The organism is Corynebacterium sp. HMSC056E09 (assembly GCF_001813425.1).
In the GTDB taxonomy this organism is placed as follows: Bacteria; Actinomycetota; Actinomycetes; order Mycobacteriales; family Mycobacteriaceae; genus Corynebacterium; species Corynebacterium hesseae.
Genome location: NZ_KV812482.1, coordinates 1 through 20,813, shown reverse-complemented (window position 1 = coordinate 20,813; position 20,813 = coordinate 1). Strand labels below are relative to the sequence as shown.

Here is a 20,813-nt window from a genome sequence, read left to right as displayed (position 1 = left end):
GCAGGCTGGTGCGTGATGCGGGCTTTCTACTGCCTGTTCGCTACCGGCGTACAGTGCCGTTGCCTGCGGAAACGGGGATTTAGGGGAAGTGGGGAGAAAAATCGTGAATGGAGTGTCCGCCCCGCGCGTTAGAGTGGATGACACATTTAAAGCGAAAGGTAAGAGGTAATGTTCGAGAGGTTTACTGACCGTGCTCGCCGCGTCATCGTTTTGGCGCAGGAGGAAGCACGCATGCTCAACCACAATTACATCGGCACCGAGCACATCCTCCTGGGGCTTATCCATGAAGGTGAAGGTGTAGCAGCCAAGGCCTTGGAGTCCATGGGCATCTCGCTGGAGGATGTCCGCCGTGAGGTGGAAGAGATCATTGGTCAAGGTTCTCAGCCGCACACAGGCCACATCCCATTTACCCCGCGCGCCAAGAAGGTCCTCGAGCTCTCGCTGCGTGAGGGCCTCCAGATGGGGCACAAATACATTGGCACCGAGTTCCTGCTCCTCGGCCTCATCCGTGAGGGTGATGGTGTGGCTGCGCAGGTGCTGACCAAGTTGGGTGCTGACTTGCCGCGCGTTCGCCAGCAGGTTATCCAGCTGCTCTCCGGATATGAGGGCAACGAGGGCGAAGGCAACCAGTCCCAGGGCGGTGCCGGCCCGGTTGGCGCTGGTGCTGGCGCTGGCCAGGGCGGCCGTGGCGGCTCGGGCGGCTCCGGTGAGCGTTCCAACTCTCTGGTGCTGGACCAGTTCGGCCGCAACCTCACCCAGGCTGCGCGCGATGGCAAGCTGGACCCAGTGGTGGGCCGCGATTCCGAGATCGAGCGCATTATGCAGGTGCTGTCCCGCCGCACGAAGAATAACCCGGTGCTCATCGGTGAGCCCGGCGTGGGTAAAACCGCCGTGGTCGAAGGCTTGGCTCTCGATATCGTCAACGGCAAGGTCCCGGAGACCCTCAAGGATAAGCAGCTCTACTCGCTGGACCTGGGCTCCCTGGTGGCCGGTTCGCGCTACCGCGGTGACTTTGAGGAACGCCTGAAGAAGGTGCTCAAGGAGATTAACCAGCGCGGTGACATCATCCTCTTCATCGATGAGATCCACACCTTGGTCGGCGCCGGTGCCGCCGAGGGCGCTATCGACGCCGCGTCGCTGCTGAAGCCGAAGCTGGCCCGTGGCGAGCTGCAGACCATCGGTGCCACCACGCTGGATGAGTACCGCAAGCACATTGAGAAGGACGCCGCTCTCGAGCGCCGCTTCCAGCCGGTCAAGGTGGAAGAGCCTTCTCTCGATGACACCATCCTCATCCTCAAAGGCCTGCGCGATAAGTACGAGGCACACCACCGTGTCTCCTATACCGACGAGGCACTGAAGGCGGCGGCCTCCCTGTCTGACCGCTACATCAACGACCGCTTCCTGCCGGATAAGGCCGTGGACCTCCTCGATGAGGCCGGTGCCCGCATGCGTATCAAGCGCATGACCGCTCCGGAGGGCCTGCGCGAGGTCGATGACCGCATCGCTGAGGTCCGCAAGGAGAAGGAAGCTGCGATCGACGCCCAGGACTTTGAGAAGGCCGCTGGCTTGCGCGATAAGGAGCGCAAGCTGGGTGAAGAGCGCGCGGAGAAGGAAAAGCAGTGGCGTTCCGGTGACCTAGAGGAGATCGCTGAGGTCGGTGAGGAACAGATCGCAGAGGTCCTGGCTCACTGGACTGGCATTCCGGTTCTCAAGCTCACGGAGAAGGAATCCAACCGCCTCCTCAACATGGAGGAGGAGCTGCACAAGCGCATCATTGGCCAGGACGAAGCCGTCAAGGCTGTGTCCCGCGCCATTCGCCGCACCCGTGCTGGTCTGAAGGATCCGCGCCGTCCTTCCGGTTCCTTCATCTTCGCCGGCCCGTCCGGTGTGGGTAAGACGGAGTTGTCGAAGTCCTTGGCTAACTTCCTCTTCGGTTCGGATGATGACCTTATCCAGATCGATATGGGTGAGTTCCACGACCGCTTCACCGCCTCCCGTCTCTTCGGTGCTCCTCCGGGATACGTCGGCTACGAGGAAGGCGGCCAGCTGACGGAGAAGGTCCGCCGTAAGCCGTTCTCCGTGGTCCTCTTCGACGAGATCGAGAAGGCCCACAAGGAGATCTACAACACCTTGCTGCAGGTGCTGGAGGACGGCCGCCTGACCGATGGCCAGGGCCGCATCGTGGACTTCAAGAATACGGTGCTCATCTTCACCTCCAACCTGGGCACCCAGGACATCTCGAAGGCCGTGGGCTTGGGCTTCACCGGCTCCTCGGAGAATGATTCGGATGCGCAGTATGAGCGCATGAAGAACAAGGTCAACGACGAGCTGAAGAAGCACTTCCGCCCTGAGTTCCTCAACCGTATCGATGAGATTGTGGTCTTCCACCAGCTCACCCAGGAGCAGATCGTCGAGATGGTGGAGCTGCTCATCGGACGCGTCGAGAAGCAGCTTTCCGAGCGTGACATGGGCATCGAGCTCACCCAGAAGGCCAAGGATCTTCTTGCCAAGCGTGGCTTCGATCCGGTCTTGGGCGCTCGCCCGTTGCGCCGCACCATCCAGCGCGAGATTGAGGACCAGCTCTCCGAGAAGATCCTCTTCGGTGAAATTGGCGCCGGTGAGATCATCACCGTGGATGTTGAAGGCTGGGATGGTGAGTCCAAGGACAACTCTTCCGCAACCTTTACCTTCACCCCGCGTCCGCGCCCGCTGCCGGAGGACACCTTCGACAAGGAGCTCGAGGAAACCGCCGTGCGCGAGGCCGATGAGGAACTAGCTACCGAGATCGATGAGGGATCCCACGGTCCGAATTCCGATGGTCCTGACACCGTCACCCCGGATGTCCTCGATGAGTCTGGTAGCGACTCCGCCGAGGAATCCCACAACAACGATGGTGATGACGGCAATCCGCCGCCGGCTGGTGCCGGTGCTGGCCAGCCGCTCTAAGCGCTGACTTGGGCCCCGCGCTGGGCCTATAAGGATTAGCCCCGAACCGCATGCGAGTGACACTCCGTGCGGTTCGGGGCTTTCTTTGCGTGACCGGTGGGCGGGACGGCCCGGTGGGCGGCGTGCCCACAACTAGAACAGAATCAGCACACTGTCTCGTGGGATTCGTGTTCTGGGGGCTCGATTTGGATGGTGGAGTGCTCGATGCCATGTTCGCGCAGAACGTGCTGGGCGGCATCTAACAGCGGACCGGTGTCGACGGTGCCGTCGCGCACGATGTGCACGGTCGTGAGAACGTTGACTCCGTCCAGGCTCCACAGGTGCAGGTCATGGATGTCGGCAACGCCTTCGACCCGACGCAGCACGGGTTCGATCACGCTGGCGTCGAAGCCCGCCGGAACCTGCTCGAGCAGAACGCTTGCCGACAACCGCATGAGCTGCCACGCGCGTGGGAGCACCATCGCCGCGATGACTAAAGAGGCGATCACGTCCGCCGCCACAAATCCCGTGGTCAGCACCACGATGCCCGCTACGATCACCGCGACCGAGCCGAGCAAGTCCACCAGTACGTGTAAGAACGCGCCTTCCACGTTGATCGAGGACTCGCGGTGCCGGTGCAGCACCCACGCCGAGAGCGCATTGGCTACCAGGCCGATCACCGCGATGATCAGCATCGCCTTGCCCTGTACCTCGGCCGGGCTCTGCAGGCGGCGCACCGCCTCGACGACAATCCACACTGAGATTGCCAGCACCATTACTGCGTTGGCTAGCGCCGCAAGTACCTCTACTCGCCGGTAGCCGTAGGTGGCCTGGGCTGATGCTTGGCGCCGCCCAACCAACACTGCGATCACCGCAATGATGAGTCCCGCGGCGTCGGAAAGCATGTGCATCGCATCCGCCATCAGTGCCATCGAGCCCGCCAACCATCCGCCGATTAGCTCCGCGAAGAAGACAATGCCGGTAATACTGAGCGCAATCAGGAGCGCGCGCAGCGGCGTGCTGGAGTGATCATGGTCGTGGTGCTCGTGTGCCATGCACTCAGCCTATCACCACCAACGCTTATTGACAATAAAATGAAAACGTATGGCGGCGGGCAAAAGTGTGCGTTCTAGCTCTACTTGGCCACGCCGAGGTCTACCAGAGCTTTCTTTGCTACTTCAGGGTCATCACTCTTGATCATGTACTCAACGATTCCCTTATCATCCGCGAGGATCTCCTGAACAGTGAAGATGGCCTCCAATCGCTGTGCCTTGAATGTGGAACCGCGCGTTGATTCTGCCGGAATCTCAGCGGCGTCCAAGACGGGCTTGCCGTCACGAACGGCGGCGGTGGCAGCAGGATCATCGGTGAAGACTACATAACCAACCTCAGGCGCCTTCGTAGTATCCACGGAACAGTTGGTGCCCTTCGCTTCTGGGGCAGGGGAGTTATCCGCGCCGTAGTAGCTGAACATCACTTCATAATCTGTGCACACTTCCACGAAGTCAGCAATCGGCTCGGGCGCATGGTCGGTAGGAGTGAGGCCGCTTTGAGCGTCGCCAGCAGTATCGCCACCGGTCTCGCCGGCGGTGTCACCGTTGGAAGCCCCGGAATCGGCAGGTGCTTCAGCGGCGGGCTGCGCAGGCGCGGCGGAATCCTCAGACTTGTCACCAAAGAGGGCGTCTTTAGCTGCGACGTAACCAATCGCTACCACCACGATGACCGCGATTACCAGCGGAAGGAGCAACAGCTGCTTCTTTACACTGAGGCCTTGCTTCGAGCCATCGGCGTGGGTGCCTGTCGTGCCCGCGGTGGGGTTTGACGTGGAGGCGGTGCCTGATGCATTCTTCGAAGCCGCGCCTGGGTCTAGTAGTTCGCCATGCTTGATGAAATGGCGGTAGCCATTATCCGCAACTGTCTGGCCTTCTTTGATGTGTGATGTGTCTTCCGCCCCGTTAAGGTGATCGGGCGAACCCGGGTATGCAAGTCGGCTCATTATTCAGGCCACCACCGTGAATCAATGTCGGAATACAGGGAACGCATCGACTCAACGCGCGCTTCCACGCTGTCGCGATTGAGACGGTGCTTGTTTTCTTTCCACCGCTTAAAAAGCTCCTCCGAAGACACCGCGCGCGAGGCCTCCGTTCGTGCCTCCCGGCCTGCGGTCAGGGCCCACTGGGCGGCAAACTGCACGCGACGCGCGGCCTTTTCCGTGAACCCGCTCCACACTTTGTATGTGTTGTAGAGTTGAGCCACGACGGCCCAGCCATCCTGGTAGGGCAGAACTGTGACGTTGCCCAGGTTGTCAAGTTCAAGGAACTCAAAATGAGATGGATCCTTCTTATCGGCGGTCACGAGGATCCTTCGGTTGGTGACAAACGCGGCACCATCCACCCCGCTAGCTTTCGTAGCGGCGGCTTCCAGCACAATCTCGTCGACACCAAGGCCTTCTACAACGGCTGCGGCGGCAGCGTGCACAATCTCGGAATCACCAGCACGTTTAAGCGCAGCACCGAGATCTGGCCGGTCTGTCAATGCAATTTGGGGTCCTGTCATGCACACGAGACTAACAACACATCAAAAACTGTGACTGGGTGCGCTGAATTATGGTGTAGATCACCCCCAGCATAGGGGTGATGGATGGGGCACCACGGAACCGTGCCAGAAACCTCGGTACGTTGTGTGGGTATGAGCTCAACGTTCACGCCAGCAAAGTTTGATGATACTTGGATCTACCGCCTTACAAAGTTCCCGTGGCCGGAACCGGCGCCGAGCAAAGATGAGGTGCGCCGACACTCTTGGGGAATGACGTACAAGAGCAATAAGGCGTTTGCGACCCCGCTAGGGGTTGAGGCCATCAACGCAAGGGCGGCCAAGTACTACAAAACATCTCTCGAGCAAAACTGGGGGGTCACTGGTGCACAGGAAGCGTATCAGGTTATTGATGCTCTGCTCGAAGGTGGCCAGCACGTGGAAAATGACCTGGTTTTACCCCTCGCATACGCCGTGAAGAACGTCCCCGAGCGCGAGCTAGATGCGGAAGTGGAGGAAAAGGTCGAGTTCCTCAAAGACTTCTTTATTGCCCAAGGCGCGGATCCGCGCCTTGGAGAACATAAGTTCCGCTACCTCGTGAGGATGTTGCGCTCGGAGGGCTTTGCCAAAGCAGCGGCCCCGGCACTGCCCACCACTACGCGCGCATGGGACATAATCCGTGTTCACGCCGTTGGTGGCCCGGCAACGGAGCTGGGGTGGATCTCTCCAGAAGAGTTCCTTCAGATTTCAGACAAGGCCGTGGCGGCGTTGCAGCGCTACTTCGTGTCGTGGGCTGACGTAGCCGCAAGTTTCTGGTGGGGTCGAATGATCTGGGCGAGTGATGGTGAGCCCGACGTCACCGCTGCGATGAAGGATCAATCGCAACGGATCACCGAGCTGCTCGCACACAATGATTCGCCTTGGGTGCGCGTGCCCTTGCACGACATCCAGGCCGAGGAGCCATTCTCGTCCTTGGGTGGTTTGCACTAGAGCCCCTGCACTAAGCCCTTAGGAAGCTTGGCAGTTAGAGGGTGCGGGGACATCCTTGAAGCGATCGATCAGATAGTCCACGCCGCGCGGAACCGAGTTGATGATGCCAACGGCGTGGTTGGCCCCGGAGTGGGGAAGAACGTCGACGGGGTCGGCGGCGTCAAACTGGACGGTGCCGCCGAGTGAGCAGTAGCTACCGGCCATCGCGCGAGCTTGCTCGTAGGGGATGAGGTCATCGGTGGGGGAGTTCATGACCAGCATCGGGGCGTTGAGGGCACGCTGGCCCAGTCGTTGCTCCGCAAGCATCTGGGCGGCAGCCGGTTTGCGGCGCACAAGTTCGCCGAAGGACTCGCCCGTCTTGGTCAGCTGGCTGGTGCGGGTAAAGCCCCACGTCGCAATCGAATCACCAATGCAGGCGTGGGCGGCGCTGGCAAGGAAGTGCATGCCGCGCGGGTTCATCTCGGTGACGACCTCGTTATAAAACTCAGGGCTGCGCTCCGCATAGCCGTTGATGGCATAGCCCAACACGTGAACGATGGAGGAGCCATCGACCGCGTTCATGACCTCGAAAAGATCGGCCGGCGGGGCACCGGCGTAGGTGCCCTTGACGTTGAGCTCCGGTGCATAGGTTTCCGCGTACTCGGCTGCGGCCGCGGCCGCACCGCCTCCTTGGGAATAGCCAGCAAAACCCACGGGGGCATCGGCCGGCGCGTTCGCGTGGCGGAGGGCGGCGCGGGCGGCGTCGAGAACCGCGTGTGCTTCCTCGATGTGGTTGACATAGGTGTGGTGACCTGGTGTGCCGAGTCCAACCAGGTCGGTCGTGACCACGCGCACGCCCTGTTGCGCGGCGTATTGGTACAGCGCGTACTCGTAGTTCATATTGAGCGTGACCTGATTGGCCGGACCCAGCGCGACGTTGCCCACCGACTGCGTGGCATTGGACGGAGCGCACTGGTCGCCCGCGCCGCGGGTGCCGGGTGCGAAGATGATGGTGGGGCGCTCACCCGGGCCGCTCCAGGCAGCGGAAGGCTCGTAGATGACGCCGGTGACGGTGGTGGGGGAGCCGTCCATGAGCGTGGACTCATAGGAGATCTTCTCCGCAGTGACGCCGGAGACGCCTGCGAGGTGGTCAATCGGATGGGCGGAGGTCGGCGTGCCGGGTGTAGCCGATGCTGTGACGGGCAGCAGCGCAGAAGCCGCCAGCGTAAGGGCCGCCACGAGTGCGCGAGGAGAGATTAGATTCATGCCGTAAGGGTAATCGCTCTGTCGCCGGTGCGCAGCGACTTCGCTGCGCTGAGACGTCGCTGCGCTAAGCTAGCGCGCATGGGCATTTATTTTCGCAAGCGCAAGAAGACCGGAAAAAATAGCTGGATCAATCTCTCCGGCTCCGGTGCCTCGATGTCAACAAAGGTCGGTCCCGTGACCTTTAACTCCCGCGGCGGCATGTGGGTCAATCTTCCAGGTGGACTGAACTTCCGGGGGCGCTGGCGCTAATGACTTCTCACCCCAGCAGCGACTATGTCCGTATGGGGTACGAGGCCGACGTCGTCCTGCGCCTAGGCATGATGCTCATGGGTGCGGGAACGTCCGGCTACCGCGTGCTGCGCGGCATGAAACGTGCCGCTCGCGCGCTCGGCTTTGATCGGCTCGACGCCAACGTTGGCGTCACACAGATCACCTGTACGTTCCACCGTGGCCGCGACTTCCGCACGGTGGTGGCGCAGCAGCATTCACCGGCTGTCGATGCTTCCCGGATCGAAGCCCTAGAGGACCTGACCCACCACCGGCTGTACGCGGGCATCACGGCGGAAGAACTCACAAAGATGCTCGACGTCATCGAGGCCAACGTGGTCAAGCGGTGGAACCGCTGGCTCCTAGCTGCGGCGGCGTCCATTGCGTGCGCCTCTTTCGCGGTCCTGAACTTCTTTACGCCGCTGGCGATTCTGCTGGTGGCCCTCGCTGCCTTTTGTGGTCAGCTCACCCGCGCGGTTCTGCACAGCAAGCACGTCCACCAACTGGGGTGCATCGTGGCAGCCGGAACGGTGGCCAGTCTCGTGTACTTCTTCACCACCGAGGCCGTGGCCGCCGCCGGGGTGGCGGACCCGTCAGAGTTTTCCTCGGGCTACGTGGCCGCGGTGCTCTTCCTCATTCCCGGCTTCCCGCTGTTCTCCGCGCTCATTGACCTCGCGCGCTTCGACTTCGAGGCCGGGCTATCCCGCCTGACCTATGCGCTGACGGTGATCACCGCCGCCACCTTTACCGTGGCCCTAGTCAGCTGGACCACGGAGCTCACTCCGGAACCGGGCATCCCCGACTATGCGCCGGTGTGGTACCTCGCCGCCGCGGCGGCCAGCTTCTTGGGCATTTCCGGATTCGCGTTCCTCTTTAATTCCTCGCGCCGCATGGTGCTCGTGGCGGCCGCGGTGGGCACGGTGGCCAACCTCGTTCGCCTTATCCTTATCGGGGTCGGGGCCACAAGCTACGTCGGCGCGTTCGCCGGCGGTCTCATCGTGGGGCTTTTGGGCGCGGTGGCCTCCAAGCGCGCGCATCTACCGCGCATCACCACGACGGTGCCGGCGTCCGTCATCATGATCCCGGGAACCTCCATGTTCCGCACGGTTTATCACCTTAATGTTGGCAACATGGACCAGGCGTTGAACAACTTCGCCACTGCCTCGATGGCCGTGGCGGCCATTGGTTGCGGGCTCATCCTCGCCCGCCTGCTGACTGACCGCGATTGGACCTTCGGTCACCTCATCGATTTCTCGCACGTGCCTAGTGCGGCAGGTGAAACAGGCCCTGCTCGTTGATGTCCATTAGGCCATCCTCGATAAGCGAGGCCTGCGCCCGCGAGCGCTGCGCCGCGTCCGGCCACACCGCATCCAGGTCGGCTTGGCTCACTGGGTGGGGTGAGCCGCGGAGGACGTCGAGAAGCAGCCCGCGCACCTGCCGGTCCGTGCCGGTGAACTTCTGCACGCGCTTCTTTGCCCGCGCCGCTTCCTCCTCGCTGGGTTCCGGACAGCCCGCGAGCTGCCACGCGCACGAGGCCTTGATGGGGCAGGCGGCGCAGTCGGGGTTCTTGGCTGTGCACACCAGTGCACCGAGCTCCATGAGCGCGGCGGAAAAACGTGGCCCATTTTCTTCCGGAAGCAATGCTTCCACCTGTGCCAGCTCGCGTTTTGTGGGAGGCGGCGCGAGGAAGCGGCCCTCCTCGGCACGGGCATAGACGCGGCGCACGTTGGTATCCACCACCGGGACGTTGTAGCCAAAATGGAAGCACGCCACGGCGCGCGCGGTGTACTCACCGATCCCGGGCAACGCCAAGAGCTTGTCGACGTCTCCCGGAACCGCCCCCTCACCAATCTCCTTCGCGCACTCCCACAAGCGCAGCGCGCGGCGCGGGTAGCCCAGCTTTCCCCAAGCGCGCAGTACGTCCGCTTTGGACGCCGCCGCGAGGTCGTGTGGGGTGGGCCAGCGGCGCATCCACTCCTCCCACTGTGGGGCCACGCGTGCGACGGGGGTCTGTTGGCTCATGACCTCGCTTAAGAGCACACCCCACGCTGAGGTACCCGGTCGGCGCCACGGCAGGGGGCGCTCATGGGCATCGAACCATTCCACGACAGCTTGGGTATCCATAGGCACCTCAGTGTAGGGCGCTGAGGTCTAAGCTAAGAAACATGCCTTTAGCAAAAGTTCCTCAAAATCCACAGAAAGTGTGGGAAGCCCTCCAGCAAGGTAATCAACGCCTCGTTACGGGCAACCTCATCGCCGTTAACCAGGACGCGAAGCTGCGCGCTGGCCTGACCCAGGGCCAGGATCCGCGCGTCATCGTATTGGCCTGCTCGGACTCCCGCGCGCCGATCGAGCACGTGTTCAACATTGGTTTCGGCGATGCCTTCGTCATCCGTACCGCGGGCCACATTTTGGACAGCGCGGTGATGGCCTCGCTGGATTATGCCTTAGAAAACCTCCACGCCAACCTGCTCGTTGTCATGGGACATCAGTCCTGCGGCGCAGTGGGCGCGGCCAAGGACTTCCTGGATGGTGGCGAATTGCCCACGGGCCTGCAGCGCCCGATCATCGAGCAAGTTGCCGCGGCCTCGATGGTGGCCAAGCGTGATGGCTGCGAAGAGCGCGCTGACTTCGAGCGCGAAAACACCGCGCAGGTGGTTTCCCAGATCATCTCCGATATTCCGGCTGCACGCCGGCTTCTCGACGCCGGAACGCTCGGCATCGTCGGCCTGCGCTACCTCCTTGAGGATTCCAGCGTGGAAACCGTCGTCCTGCACGGAGTTCATTAGCCCTGGGCGCTGGGCGGGCCCCAAGCGCGTAGAAGCCGCTGCTCAAGACACGCGGCTTGGGGCTGGCCCGGGTTGGGCTCGAGTCCCCTTAAACTAAGACCTGTGACTGAGCCATCCCGTACCCCGAAGCAGCTGCCGCGAGAGATCTACGTGCGTCGTCGCGTCGCCGCACTCGTGGCGATCTTGGTACTCGTGGTTGTTCTTATCTTCGCTGCTACCGCGCTCTTTGGCGGTTCGAAGGAGGACTCGGCGGCCGAGTCGCAGCAGGCAGCGGTTTCGGATACCTTGGCACCTTCGGAAAAAACAACCTCCGCAGCGGAAACGACGGAGCCCACCTCAGCCAAGGAATCCGCCGAAGCGACGGGTTCGACGGAACCGGCGAAATCCGAGGCGGGCGAGTCCGGCAAGGAAGAACCAACGTCAGAGGCGAAGCCGGATGAGCTGACCGTGGACCCGTCCAAGACGACGTGCTCCCTCCAGGACCTCAAGGTGCTGGCTAAGACCAATGAGGACAGCGTCCCGGCCGGTAAGATGCCGACCTTCTACCTGGAGGTTTTTAACCCGACGACAAAGGATTGCTCCATCGACCTCGATGAAGAGCAGCTGCGCTTTGAGGTTTACAAGATGGGCTCTAACGAGCGCGTGTGGGCCGATACTGACTGCTATGCCTCTGTAGAAACCGGCAAGCAGACCTTCAAGTCCGGTGAGACCCGCTACTTCCAGGCGGATTGGTCCCGCAAGCGCTCCGAACCGGGCAAGTGTACCGAGCGTGAGGAAGCCGAGCCGGGTGCTTACTTCCTGCATACCGTCATCGGGGAAAACTACTCCCCAGCGTTGCCGTTTAACTTGCTTTAAGCGCTGCAATCGCCTCGCTCAGCGTTGCGGCTTGGCGCACCTGCATGCCGCCGCCGATCTCTACCTTTCCGGGCGGGACGATGGCGTAGCGGTAACCCAAACGGGACGCTTCTGCCAAGCGGCGGTCTAGGTTCGGCACACGGCGCACCTCGCCGGCGAGGCCGACTTCCCCGATGACAACGGTCTTCGGCGGAAGTGGTTGCTCATGCAAGGAGGACCACGTGGCGAGTGCTACGGCAAGATCCGTGGCTGGTTCCTGAATCTTCATTCCTCCCACCGTGGCCACGTAGGCGTCCTTATCGTTGGTGCGCTCGCCCGCGCGGGCCTGCAGCACCGCGAGCACCATGGGGACGCGGTTGGCGTCGAGCCCCGTCACCACGCGCCGCGGGTTCTTGGCCACGGGATCGACAGTCAACGCTTGTACCTCGGCCAAGATGGGACGCACACCATCCATGGCGACGGTCACCGCGGAGCCATCCGGGGTGCTGCCGCGGTGGGAAAGAAAGAGCCCGGAAGGATCCGCGACCTCCCTGATTCCGGCCGCTGTCTGTTCGAAGCAACCCATCTCATCGGTAGCGCCAAAGCGGTTCTTCAGGCCGCGAAGCAGCCGCAGTGAGGATTGGCGGTCACCTTCAAAGTTCAAGACAACGTCCACGAGGTGCTCGAGCACGCGTGGTCCGGCGACGTTGCCGTCCTTGGTCACGTGCCCGACGAGGAGGATAGGGATGCCGGTGGTTTTAGCTAGCGTGGTCAGCGCTGCGGTCACAGCGCGTGACTGCGCTACACCACCGGCTACTCCTTCGACCCCGGCGGCGTGCATGGTTTGGACGGAGTCCACGATGAGCAGGCTGGGCTTAAGCTGCTCTACATGGCCAAAGACGACGTCCAGGTTTGACTCGGCCGCAAGGTAGAGCGTCTCATGCAGTGCGCCGGTGCGCTCCGCGCGGGCGCGGACCTGCCCGGCGGATTCCTCCGCGGTGGCGTACAGGGCGGTGCGGCCCAACTGTGCCCAGCGGGAGGCTACCTCCAGCAGCAGGGTGGATTTGCCGACTCCCGGCTCTCCCGCCATGAGCACGACCGAACCAGGGACGATGCCGCGGCCGAGAACGCGGTCGAGCTCCCCGATGCCGGTATTGATGGCCTTCGTCGCTGATGCGCCGACCTTCGTTATCGGCACCGCCGGGCTCGTCGGAGTCAAGCCTGTGGGGCGCCGCCCAGACACGGCGGCTTGGGCGGCGGTACTGCTTTGAGCCGCCGCGGTTTCCTGCAGCGTCCCCCATGAGCCACACTCAGGGCAGCGGCCGAGCCACTTGGGGGAGACGAAGCCACACTCAGAACACGTGTGGACGGGACGAACCTTTTTTGCCATGTCTCACACTCTAGTAATCGCACCGGACAGTCAGGCTTAAATTGCTCACCGCAAGGCTTTGTATTAGCAACGATGTGGCTTACCCCCGCATGAATGGAATGCTTCGAGTTGCCCAGCGCTGATGCCTCGAAGAGGTTAAGCTATTTGGCAGGTAACATACTTAGCTTTTTGATGAAGTGTGTTCCGGTTTCTATCGTCTCCCTACCCAAAGGTGATTTCATGAAGATCCGTCGTTCTCTCGTTGCTGTCGGTGCTGCTATTGCTATCGCTACGGCTGGTACCCCTGCTGCTTCCGCTGCGGAGGCTCCGGAGCCGCTCGCAACTGTCCTTACCCAGATTGCTAACACTGCTGGATACCACGCTCAGAACATCATTCTCGTTCCAGCTCTCACCTCTTCCCTGGGCTTCCTGGGAAACCTGCTGTTCCGCTAAATCAACTCGCACGTCAACACTTTCTCAAGGAGTCACTATGAAGAAGATTCGTCGTTCCCTCGTTGCTCTTGCCGCGGCAACTGCTGTTACCGTTGCTGGCGCTCCGGCTGCTTCAGCAGCTACCTACCCGGAGCCGCTCAACCAAGTCATCGACAAGATGGTTGAGGTCGGTGGCCCGCAGGCGCCGAACGCTCTGCTGGTACCGTTTGGCATTTCCTCTTTGAGCTACGGCTTCCTTGCCTTCGCTCTGATTGCTAGTGGTTCCTCTAAGTAAAAGGATCCGCTTCTAGGAAGTTTGCTAAGACTTTAAGCCACCGCGTGTATCTCATGCGGTGGCCTTTGCGCATCTACGGAAGCACTAATACGAAACGCAACCGCCCCAACTGACGAAGTTGAATCCCCCGATTCGAAGATCCGGGAAAACTTTGGCAGCTGGGGCGGTTGCGCTTTGAAGAAAAGGCTTACTTGTTCTCAGCGTAGCCTTCGGTGGACTGCGGGTCGCGGTCGAAGTCACCGGACTGCAGCGGGGAGGCGGACACTGTGGCGTCAACCTCAATGGTGCCGGTGTTGAAGGTGAAGGTCACCGGGCGGGAGCCGCCGAAGGCGTAGTCCTCGTTCTCCAGGGAGGTGGTCACATAAGTGATGTTCTTATCCTTGCCGTCCTTGGGGAGGCGGTCCAGGTTCGTCTGGGAATCAGCAAAGAGGGAATGATCGCGGGGGAGCGGCTCGACGCCCTCCAGAGGAACATCCTGGCCGTCGACGCTGACGGACTCGAGGACGACGTCGTTGACCTTGTAGCCCTGGTTGACGGCGACGAACTTGAGGGAGGTCTCACCGGTGTCCGGCTCAACCTGAATGGTGACGTCACGTACGGCCACCTTTCCATCTTCGGAGCTTGCGGATGCGCCGTCGACAGCAATCACCTTTTCCGCGGTCTGAGCAACATGACCGGCCGAGCAGGACGCCAAGGCCAGCGCGGAGAGGGCGGTAACTGACATGATGGCACCGCAGCGAGCGGCGGACTTCAGGGACTGCACTGTGAGTGTCCTCCATTGAATTGCGATCACAAAGCTTATCAACGCTTTAGCCTAGTACCTCTGGGGAGAAAGCACACAGTTTCCAGCAAACCCCTTGGGTAGACCGGGGGTAGCCGAGCTTTCTATAGGGCGTCACCGTGGTGTAAAGCGGCGGGCAGGCGGTACCCGGGCGGGGGAGCGGGGCACGATGGCTGCGTGCTAGGATAGATTCCCTGTATATGCGGCCCACCGAGAGTACGCCGAGAGCACACGATGGGCACCGTCTCAAAGGCTTCACAAGGAGTGGCAATGGAATTTAAGGTCGGAGAGGTCGTCGTCTACCCCCACCACGGCGCCGCCAAGATTACGGCGATTGAAACCCGGGAGATGGGCGGCGAGGAGCTCGAATACCTCGTTCTCCAAATCAACCAGTCCGACCTCGTGGTCCGTGTGCCTTCCAAGAACGTTGAGATGGTCGGCGTGCGTGATGTCGTGGGCAAGGAAGGCCTCGAGAAGGTCTTTTCCGTTCTGCGCGAAGTAGACGTTGAGGAAGCCGGCAACTGGTCCCGCCGCTACAAGGCCAACCAGGAGCGCCTCGCCTCCGGCGACATCAACAAGGTGGCCGAGGTTGTGCGTGACCTGTGGCGCCGCGACCAGGACCGCGGCCTGTCCGCTGGTGAGAAGCGCATGCTGGCCAAGGCCCGCCAGATTCTGGTCGGTGAGCTCTCCCTGGCCAAGCCGGTTGATGAGAAGAAGGCTGACACCATGATGGAGGAAATCAACGCCACCATCGAGCGTCACCGCGCCGCTGGCCTGGTGGATGACAAGTCCATTACCACCGACATTGACAATGACGTCGATCTCGATGACCTCTCCTTCGACGACGAAGACTAAGGACCAGCCCACCCCCCGCGTCATTGCTCTCGTCGCGGCTGCCGGGCAGGGCACACGCCTCGGCGCAGATGTTCCCAAGGCCTACGTGGAGCTACGCGGGCGCACCCTCTTGGAGCGCTCCGTCCGGGCGATGATCACCTCCGAATTCGTTGATGAGATCATCGTGCTGGTCAGCCCGGCCATGGAAGATTATGCCTCCAGCATTCTCGGCCGCATCGGCTCTGACGTACCCATTCGCATCGTCCACGGCGGGGGCGAGCGCGCCGATTCCGTCTGGGCGGGATTGCAAGCAATCCCGGAAGAGGACGCCGTGGTGCTCATCCACGACGCCGCCCGGGCATTGACGCCGCCGGGGATGATCGCGCGCGTCGCCAAGCGCGTGCTCGACGGCGCCACCGCAGTCATCCCGGTCCTTCCCGTGGCAGACACCATCAAAGAGGTGGAGGGCCAGACGGTCCTGTCCACCCCAGACCGTTTCCGTCTGCGCGCTGTGCAAACGCCGCAGGGTTTTAACCTGGCCGCGCTGCGCCGCGCCAACCTAGACTATTGGGCGCAGGACCCTGACTTCGTCGCCACGGATGACGCCAGCCTCATGGAATGGCACGGCGAGCGCGTGGAGACCGTGCAGGGAGATACCTTCGCGTTCAAGATCACCACCCCCATTGACCTCGTCCTGGCCAAGGCCGTGACGGATGAGGCCGAACCGACCATCTTCGAGGTGCCTAGTGACTAACCCGATTATCCCGCGCGTGGGAATCGCCACCGACGCCCACCAGATCGAGCCTGGAAAACCCTGTTGGATCGCAGGTCTCCTCTTCGAGGACGTGGATGGCTGCGAGGGCCATTCCGATGGTGATGTGGTGAGCCACGCGCTTGTCGACGCCTTGCTCTCCGCCTCCAACCTCGGCGACCTCGGCTCCTTCGTCGGCGTGGGCCGGCCAGAGTACGACGGGGTCTCCGGTGCCCAGCTGCTGCGCGAGTGCCGCGAGCTGCTGGAGAAGGAAGGCTTCATTATCGGCAACGCCGCCGCACAGTTGGTTGGGCAGAGCCCCAAGATGGGACCGCGGCGGAAGGAAGCCGAGTCCGTGCTGAGTGACATCCTCGGCGCCCCTGTGTCTGTTTCGGCCACGACGACGGATCACCTCGGCTTCACCGGCCGTAAGGAGGGCCGCGCAGCCGTGGCCACCGCCGTGGTCTGGCGCGCTCCCAATTCCTAACGTAAAGTCATCAGAAAAGGAGGACGCTGTGGCTTTGACAATGCGAATTACCAATACCGAGGCACTTCGTGCTCGGCACGACGAACTCCTGCACGCCTTGGAAGCTGCGGTTGGTGAAAACCTTAGCTCTGAAGATTTGCGGATGCTTGCAGAGTCCGGTCGCTTTTCGAAAGCGGAGCGCGCTTTATATGACGAGCTCCGACGCGTCGAGCTTATGCTTGAACGTTAAGCGGTGGTCTGCTTGGGGGGGGAATCGGGCAACAGCTGACAGCGGAATTCTTTAATTGGGTGCATGCCTTGCACCTGAAAGTGTTGCCCCTCAATAAAGACTCCGATATTCAGGTATGGACGGATCTCAACCCAGACGATGGATCTGCACTATTGGAATTGCACGCACCGCTGGTTTACGGCGTAGGAAGCGATAGTAGCCATAGTGTTTCCTACAGTGACCTTTTCGAATCTGTGGTTCGCTTTCACACGGTCCTTTCACCTGATGAATTGTCCCTCAGCGTAAAATCGAGCAAGTTTGAGCTACGGGTGGGGACTGCTCCGGGCGTGCGTTTCGAGTACGAGCGAGACAATCGTGTCGCTCCGACTGCCCATATTCATCATTCAGGAGTGGCTGGCTTGTTGAGTCCTGCGTTAATGAAAAATTTTTCCGGAGTGAAGAATCGGCGGAAGAAGGGAAAGATTGAGGACATACATTTTCCTGTAGGCGGCAGACGGTTTCGGGTGTCTTTGGAGGATTACTTTTTCTTCCTTTTCGCGGAATGCGGTTTCCGATCGCGGCCCGGCTGGAAAAGCGTTCTCACAGATAGTCGGGAAAAGTGGCTCGATGAACAGTTGCGCGGAGCAGTAGCTGATAATCCTGAGCGAGCTGCGCAAGTCTTGCGGCAGATGGGATACTCCGTTGAGTGGACAGGCACTGCGTCCGTTTCTCATACGCGTGACCATCGGCCGTGGTGAATTCCTACTTGCGGGTCAATTAGACTAGGCCGGGTGAGTACTTTGCGCATTTTTGATACCGCCACCCGCAGCCAACGTGAGTTCGAGCCGGTTCGTCCCGGCCATGCGTCGATCTACCTGTGTGGTGCCACCCCGCAGTCCCAGCCGCACATTGGGCACCTGCGCTCCGGCGTTGCCTTCGATATCCTGCGCCGCTGGCTGCTTGCGCAGGGCTATGACGTGGCCTTGGTGCGCAACGTCACCGATATCGATGACAAGATCCTCACCAAGGCAGCCGAGAATAACCGCCCTTGGTGGGAGTGGGTATCCACCTATGAGCGCGAGTTCACCAAGGCTTATAACACCCTGGGCGTTTTGCCGCCCTCCGTGGAGCCGCGAGCGACGGGCTTTGTGACGCAGATGGTGGAGTACATGCAACGGCTTATCGACGCCGGCTTCGCATATGCCGTGCCTGGCGAGGACGGTGCTGGTTCCGTCTACTTTGATGTCGCCGCGTGGAATGCCACGGAAGGCTCGGACTATGGCGCGTTGTCTGGCAACCGCGTCGAGGATATGGAGCAGGGTGAGTCCGATGCCGTGGGCAAGCGCAGCCCGCAGGACTTCGCGCTGTGGAAGGCGGCTAAGCCGGGCGAACCGTCCTGGCCCACACCGTGGGGCAAGGGCCGCCCGGGCTGGCACCTTGAGTGCTCGGCCATGTCGACTTACTACCTAGGCGGCGAGTTCGATATCCACTGCGGTGGCTTGGACCTGCAGTTCCCGCACCACGAAAATGAGATCGCACAGTCCCATGCGGCGGGGGATAAGTTCGCCAACTACTGGATGCACAACCACTGGGTCACCATGGCCGGTGAGAAGATGTCGAAGTCCTTGGGCAACGTACTCTCCATTGCCAACATGCTGGAGATCGTCCGCCCGGTGGAGCTGCGCTACTACCTGGGTTCCGCGCACTACCGTTCGGTCCTCGAATACTCTGAGGCAGCGCTGACCGAGGCCGCGGCGGGCTACCGTCGTATTGAGGACTTTGTGGGCAAGTTCGAGGGCGTCGAGAAGGGCCAGTGGACCGCGGCCTTCGAGGACGCAATGAACGATGACATTGCTGTCCCGAAGGCGCTGGCGGAAATCCACACCACGGTGCGCGCGGGCAATAAGGCGCTGGGAGAAGGCAACCGTGAGGAAGCCGAGCGCCTTGCCGGGGCGGTGCGCGTCATGGCTGCGGTTCTTGGCTTTGATCCACTCGATGAACAGTGGAAAGATAGTGGCGAAGAAAGCGGCGCTGATGCGGCATTGGACGTCCTCGTCCGAGCCGAGTTGGAGCGTCGCACTACCGCCCGCGCAGAAAAGGATTGGGCTACTGCGGACGCTGTGCGCGACCGCCTTGCAGCCGCGGGTATTACCATCACCGACACCGCCGACGGCCCCACCTGGTCCTTGGCGGATTAACGTCCTTGGCAAAGGCCTAGGACAGCACAGAAGCCGAGGACAACATAAGGAGAAGAATTATGGCACGTACCCATGGCCGCGGCGGCGCAGGTATCCGCAAGACGAATAAGAAGGGCGCTACGAAGGGCTCTGGCGGTCAGCGCCGCAAGGGCCTAGCCGGCAAGGGGCCCACGCCGAAGGCGGAGGACCGCGTCTACCACGCCAAGCACAAGGCGAAGCTGGAGCGCGAACGCCGCAACTCGGGCCGCCACCACAAGGAGACCGCGGAGATGGTCGTCGGCCGCAACCCGGTCATCGAGTGCCTCCACGCTAAGGTTCCGGCAACGTCGCTCTACATTGTGCAGGGAACGCGCAACGACGCCCGCCTGTCTGAGGCCGTAGCCATGTGCAATACCCGCAACATCCCGATTCTTGAGGTCCAGCGCCACGAGATGGACCGCATGACCGGCAACGGCATGCATCAGGGCATTGGTCTGCAGATCCCGCCATATAAGTATGCCGACGTCCATGACCTGATGGATCGCGCACGCGATGCCCAGGAACCGGGCATGTTCGTCATCCTCGATAACATCACCGACCCCCGCAACCTCGGCGCGGTCATCCGCTCCGTTGCCGCTTTTGGCGGCCATGGCGTCATCATTCCGGAGCGTCGCTCGGCCTCCGTTACCGCGGTGACCTGGCGTACCTCGGCAGGCACTGCCGCGCGCCTGCCAGTAGCTCGCGTGACCAACGTGACCCGCACGGTTCAGGAGTTCCAGAAGGCTGGCTACCAGGTCGTCGGCCTCGATGCGGGAGGCGAGCACACGCTCGACACCTACAACGGCGGCACTGACCCCGTCGTCATCGTCATCGGCTCTGAGGGCAAGGGCATCTCGCGCCTCGTCCGCGAGAACTGCGATGCCATCATGTCCATCCCCATGACCGACTGGGTTGAATCCCTCAACGCCTCCGTGGCGGCAGGTGCGGTCCTTTCGGAGTTCGCCCGCCAGCGCCGCGCGGCCCAGAAGTAGGCTCACGCTTTCGCCGCCATGTTCCTCACGAGTGTGCGTCCCGCCCCGGAGCTTATTGGGGAGGGACTGCCCGGCGTGCCGGAACACATGCGCCGCCTGGGCGTGCTCATCGCAGCGCTGCCCGGCGGCGCCTTGCGTTTGCCTACGCCCGTGACCGTCGTCGTGGGGGATAACGGCGCCGGAAAATCCACGCTGCTCGAGGCCATCGCCGTGGGGCTTGGCGTCAATCCCGAGGGCGGCTCGCGCCACGCCCGGTTTGCCACCGGCGACGAGGACTATCCCGAGTGGCTCATCTGCTCGCGGGCGCACAACCCGCGCGACGTGTACTTCTTGCGCGGCGAGACCTTCCTCAACTTGAGCGAGTATCACCACCAGATCCACAGCCCGGAGAATCCCGATCCGCTCAGTGACCTGCCGTTTCTCAGCCACGGCCAGGGTCTGCTCGCCCTCGTCGAGAGACGCTTCCATTCTGACGGAATGATCATTCTCGACGAGCCGGAAGACGGCTTGTCCTATCCCCGGCAGGTCGAGGTTGTCACGCAGCTCGAGCGCCTCGCCGCCCAGGGCGCGCAGGTCATCCTCGCGACGCACTCGCCAGTCTTCCTCAGCATGCAAGGCGCGACCGTCTACGCGTTCGGCGACAAGGGGATTGCGCCCGTCGCTCCCGAAGCGACGGAAGCTGTCCACGCCGCGCGCGAGTTCCTTGCCGATCCATTGGGAACCGCCGCGTTTCTTATTGGGGAGGGCGAATGAGAGACTTCTATGTCGACGCCTATGCCGCGCTGGACGGCGGCCACGGACCTGAGTGGGTGTCCTCCGTTCCTGGTTTCGTGGCCCTTCCGGTTTTAGAGTGCGTTGATTTTGTC

At 61.8% G+C, this 20,813-nt stretch carries 23 protein-coding genes; 16 read left to right on the top strand and 7 right to left on the bottom strand.

The genetic code is table 11. The annotated features are described in order from the left end of the window. Positions 1–168 precede the first annotated feature (168 nt). Positions 169–2,946: an ATP-dependent Clp protease ATP-binding subunit gene (locus tag HMPREF2912_RS01655; protein ID WP_070522758.1), complete on the top strand. Its 2,778-nt coding sequence runs from the start codon at positions 169–171 to the stop codon at positions 2,944–2,946. 143 nt (positions 2,947–3,089) lie between these two features. On the opposite strand, the gene HMPREF2912_RS01650 is transcribed toward HMPREF2912_RS01655, so the two are convergent. From HMPREF2912_RS01650 to HMPREF2912_RS01640, 3 genes are all read right to left on the bottom strand, one after another. Next, the gene (locus HMPREF2912_RS01650) at positions 3,090–3,980 is read right to left on the bottom strand and encodes a cation diffusion facilitator family transporter (protein WP_070522760.1); all 891 of its coding nucleotides are present in this window, start codon (positions 3,978–3,980) and stop codon (positions 3,090–3,092) included. An 80-nt stretch (positions 3,981–4,060) separates the two neighbouring features. Then, complete coding sequence (locus tag HMPREF2912_RS01645) at positions 4,061–4,921, bottom strand: hypothetical protein (protein ID WP_070683091.1); 861 nt, start codon at positions 4,919–4,921, stop codon at positions 4,061–4,063. Continuing rightward, positions 4,921–5,481 carry a hypothetical protein gene (locus HMPREF2912_RS01640; RefSeq protein ID WP_070683090.1) on the bottom strand — a complete coding sequence of 187 codons (561 nt, stop codon included), beginning with the start codon at positions 5,479–5,481 and terminating at the stop codon, positions 4,921–4,923. Before HMPREF2912_RS01640 ends, HMPREF2912_RS01645 begins: the two co-directional genes overlap by 1 nt. A 249-nt stretch (positions 5,482–5,730) precedes the next feature. Between HMPREF2912_RS01640 and HMPREF2912_RS01635 the strand changes: the two genes are divergently transcribed. Further along, positions 5,731–6,447 (top strand): DUF1266 domain-containing protein, encoded by a 717-nt coding sequence (locus HMPREF2912_RS01635; protein WP_246816449.1) that lies wholly within the window; start codon positions 5,731–5,733, stop codon positions 6,445–6,447. A gap of 18 nt (positions 6,448–6,465) precedes the next feature. Here HMPREF2912_RS01635 and HMPREF2912_RS01630 read toward each other — a convergent pair whose 3' ends face one another. Next, on the bottom strand, positions 6,466–7,692 hold the full coding sequence (locus tag HMPREF2912_RS01630; protein ID WP_070522772.1) for a lipase family protein: 1,227 nt from the start codon (positions 7,690–7,692) through the stop codon (positions 6,466–6,468). Between the two features lie 78 nt (positions 7,693–7,770). Between HMPREF2912_RS01630 and HMPREF2912_RS12500 the strand changes: the two genes are divergently transcribed. Together HMPREF2912_RS12500 and HMPREF2912_RS01625 are read left to right on the top strand one after the other, a co-directional pair. Further along, positions 7,771–7,941, top strand: a complete 171-nt coding sequence (locus HMPREF2912_RS12500) for a DUF4236 domain-containing protein (protein ID WP_083299135.1) — start codon at positions 7,771–7,773, stop codon at positions 7,939–7,941. Further along, positions 7,941–9,257: a threonine/serine exporter family protein gene (locus tag HMPREF2912_RS01625; protein WP_070522775.1), complete on the top strand. Its 1,317-nt coding sequence runs from the start codon at positions 7,941–7,943 to the stop codon at positions 9,255–9,257. The genes HMPREF2912_RS12500 and HMPREF2912_RS01625 overlap by 1 nt, the downstream gene beginning before the upstream one ends. On the opposite strand, the gene HMPREF2912_RS01620 is transcribed toward HMPREF2912_RS01625, so the two are convergent. Further along, positions 9,223–10,083, bottom strand: a complete 861-nt coding sequence (locus HMPREF2912_RS01620) for an HhH-GPD family protein (protein ID WP_070596947.1) — start codon at positions 10,081–10,083, stop codon at positions 9,223–9,225. The two genes, HMPREF2912_RS01625 and HMPREF2912_RS01620, sit on opposite strands and share 35 nt — an antisense overlap. Before the next feature lie 41 nt (positions 10,084–10,124). Between HMPREF2912_RS01620 and HMPREF2912_RS01615 the strand changes: the two genes are divergently transcribed. Continuing rightward, positions 10,125–10,748, top strand: a complete 624-nt coding sequence (locus HMPREF2912_RS01615) for a carbonic anhydrase (RefSeq protein ID WP_070683089.1) — start codon at positions 10,125–10,127, stop codon at positions 10,746–10,748. 102 nt (positions 10,749–10,850) lie between these two features. Beyond that, positions 10,851–11,603 (top strand): hypothetical protein, encoded by a 753-nt coding sequence (locus tag HMPREF2912_RS01610; protein ID WP_070522784.1) that lies wholly within the window; start codon positions 10,851–10,853, stop codon positions 11,601–11,603. On the opposite strand, the gene radA is transcribed toward HMPREF2912_RS01610, so the two are convergent. Further along, a complete protein-coding gene (gene radA / locus HMPREF2912_RS01605) occupies positions 11,590–12,972 on the bottom strand; it encodes a DNA repair protein RadA (protein ID WP_070683088.1) in 1,383 nt (460 codons plus the stop codon). The two genes, HMPREF2912_RS01610 and radA, sit on opposite strands and share 14 nt — an antisense overlap. 219 nt (positions 12,973–13,191) lie before the next feature. On the opposite strand from radA, the gene HMPREF2912_RS01600 reads away from it, so the two are divergent. Then, on the top strand, positions 13,192–13,404 hold the full coding sequence (locus HMPREF2912_RS01600) for a hypothetical protein (RefSeq protein WP_070522789.1): 213 nt from the start codon (positions 13,192–13,194) through the stop codon (positions 13,402–13,404). Between the two features lie 37 nt (positions 13,405–13,441). After that, positions 13,442–13,678 carry a hypothetical protein gene (locus HMPREF2912_RS01595; protein ID WP_070522792.1) on the top strand — a complete coding sequence of 79 codons (237 nt, stop codon included), beginning with the start codon at positions 13,442–13,444 and terminating at the stop codon, positions 13,676–13,678. Positions 13,679–13,865: 187 nt separating this feature from the next. On the opposite strand, the gene HMPREF2912_RS01590 is transcribed toward HMPREF2912_RS01595, so the two are convergent. Then, positions 13,866–14,441, bottom strand: coding sequence for a hypothetical protein (locus tag HMPREF2912_RS01590; protein WP_070564066.1), 576 nt, complete (start codon positions 14,439–14,441; stop codon positions 13,866–13,868). Between the two features lie 288 nt (positions 14,442–14,729). Between HMPREF2912_RS01590 and HMPREF2912_RS01585 the strand changes: the two genes are divergently transcribed. Genes HMPREF2912_RS01585 through HMPREF2912_RS01555 form a run of 8 tightly spaced genes read left to right on the top strand, consistent with a single transcriptional unit; the run spans position 14,730 to position 20,700 of the window. Next, complete coding sequence (locus HMPREF2912_RS01585; RefSeq protein ID WP_070522798.1) at positions 14,730–15,314, top strand: CarD family transcriptional regulator; 585 nt, start codon at positions 14,730–14,732, stop codon at positions 15,312–15,314. Next, positions 15,286–16,047, top strand: coding sequence for a 2-C-methyl-D-erythritol 4-phosphate cytidylyltransferase (ispD, locus tag HMPREF2912_RS01580; protein ID WP_070683087.1), 762 nt, complete (start codon positions 15,286–15,288; stop codon positions 16,045–16,047). The genes HMPREF2912_RS01585 and ispD overlap by 29 nt, the downstream gene beginning before the upstream one ends. Next, on the top strand, positions 16,040–16,531 hold the full coding sequence (ispF, locus tag HMPREF2912_RS01575; RefSeq protein ID WP_070562317.1) for a 2-C-methyl-D-erythritol 2,4-cyclodiphosphate synthase: 492 nt from the start codon (positions 16,040–16,042) through the stop codon (positions 16,529–16,531). Before ispD ends, ispF begins: the two co-directional genes overlap by 8 nt. Before the next feature lie 28 nt (positions 16,532–16,559). Further along, positions 16,560–16,760, top strand: coding sequence for a hypothetical protein (locus HMPREF2912_RS01570; RefSeq protein WP_144676665.1), 201 nt, complete (start codon positions 16,560–16,562; stop codon positions 16,758–16,760). Between the two features lie 59 nt (positions 16,761–16,819). Beyond that, positions 16,820–17,497, top strand: a complete 678-nt coding sequence (locus HMPREF2912_RS12815) for a hypothetical protein (RefSeq protein WP_144676663.1) — start codon at positions 16,820–16,822, stop codon at positions 17,495–17,497. 33 nt (positions 17,498–17,530) lie between these two features. Then, a complete protein-coding gene (gene cysS, locus HMPREF2912_RS01565) occupies positions 17,531–18,937 on the top strand; it encodes a cysteine--tRNA ligase (protein WP_070522808.1) in 1,407 nt (468 codons plus the stop codon). Positions 18,938–18,996: 59 nt separating this feature from the next. Beyond that, positions 18,997–19,947 carry a 23S rRNA (guanosine(2251)-2'-O)-methyltransferase RlmB gene (gene rlmB / locus HMPREF2912_RS01560; protein WP_070522812.1) on the top strand — a complete coding sequence of 317 codons (951 nt, stop codon included), beginning with the start codon at positions 18,997–18,999 and terminating at the stop codon, positions 19,945–19,947. A gap of 18 nt (positions 19,948–19,965) precedes the next feature. Beyond that, positions 19,966–20,700, top strand: coding sequence for an AAA family ATPase (locus HMPREF2912_RS01555; protein ID WP_010188884.1), 735 nt, complete (start codon positions 19,966–19,968; stop codon positions 20,698–20,700). Positions 20,701–20,813: the final 113 nt, after the last annotated feature.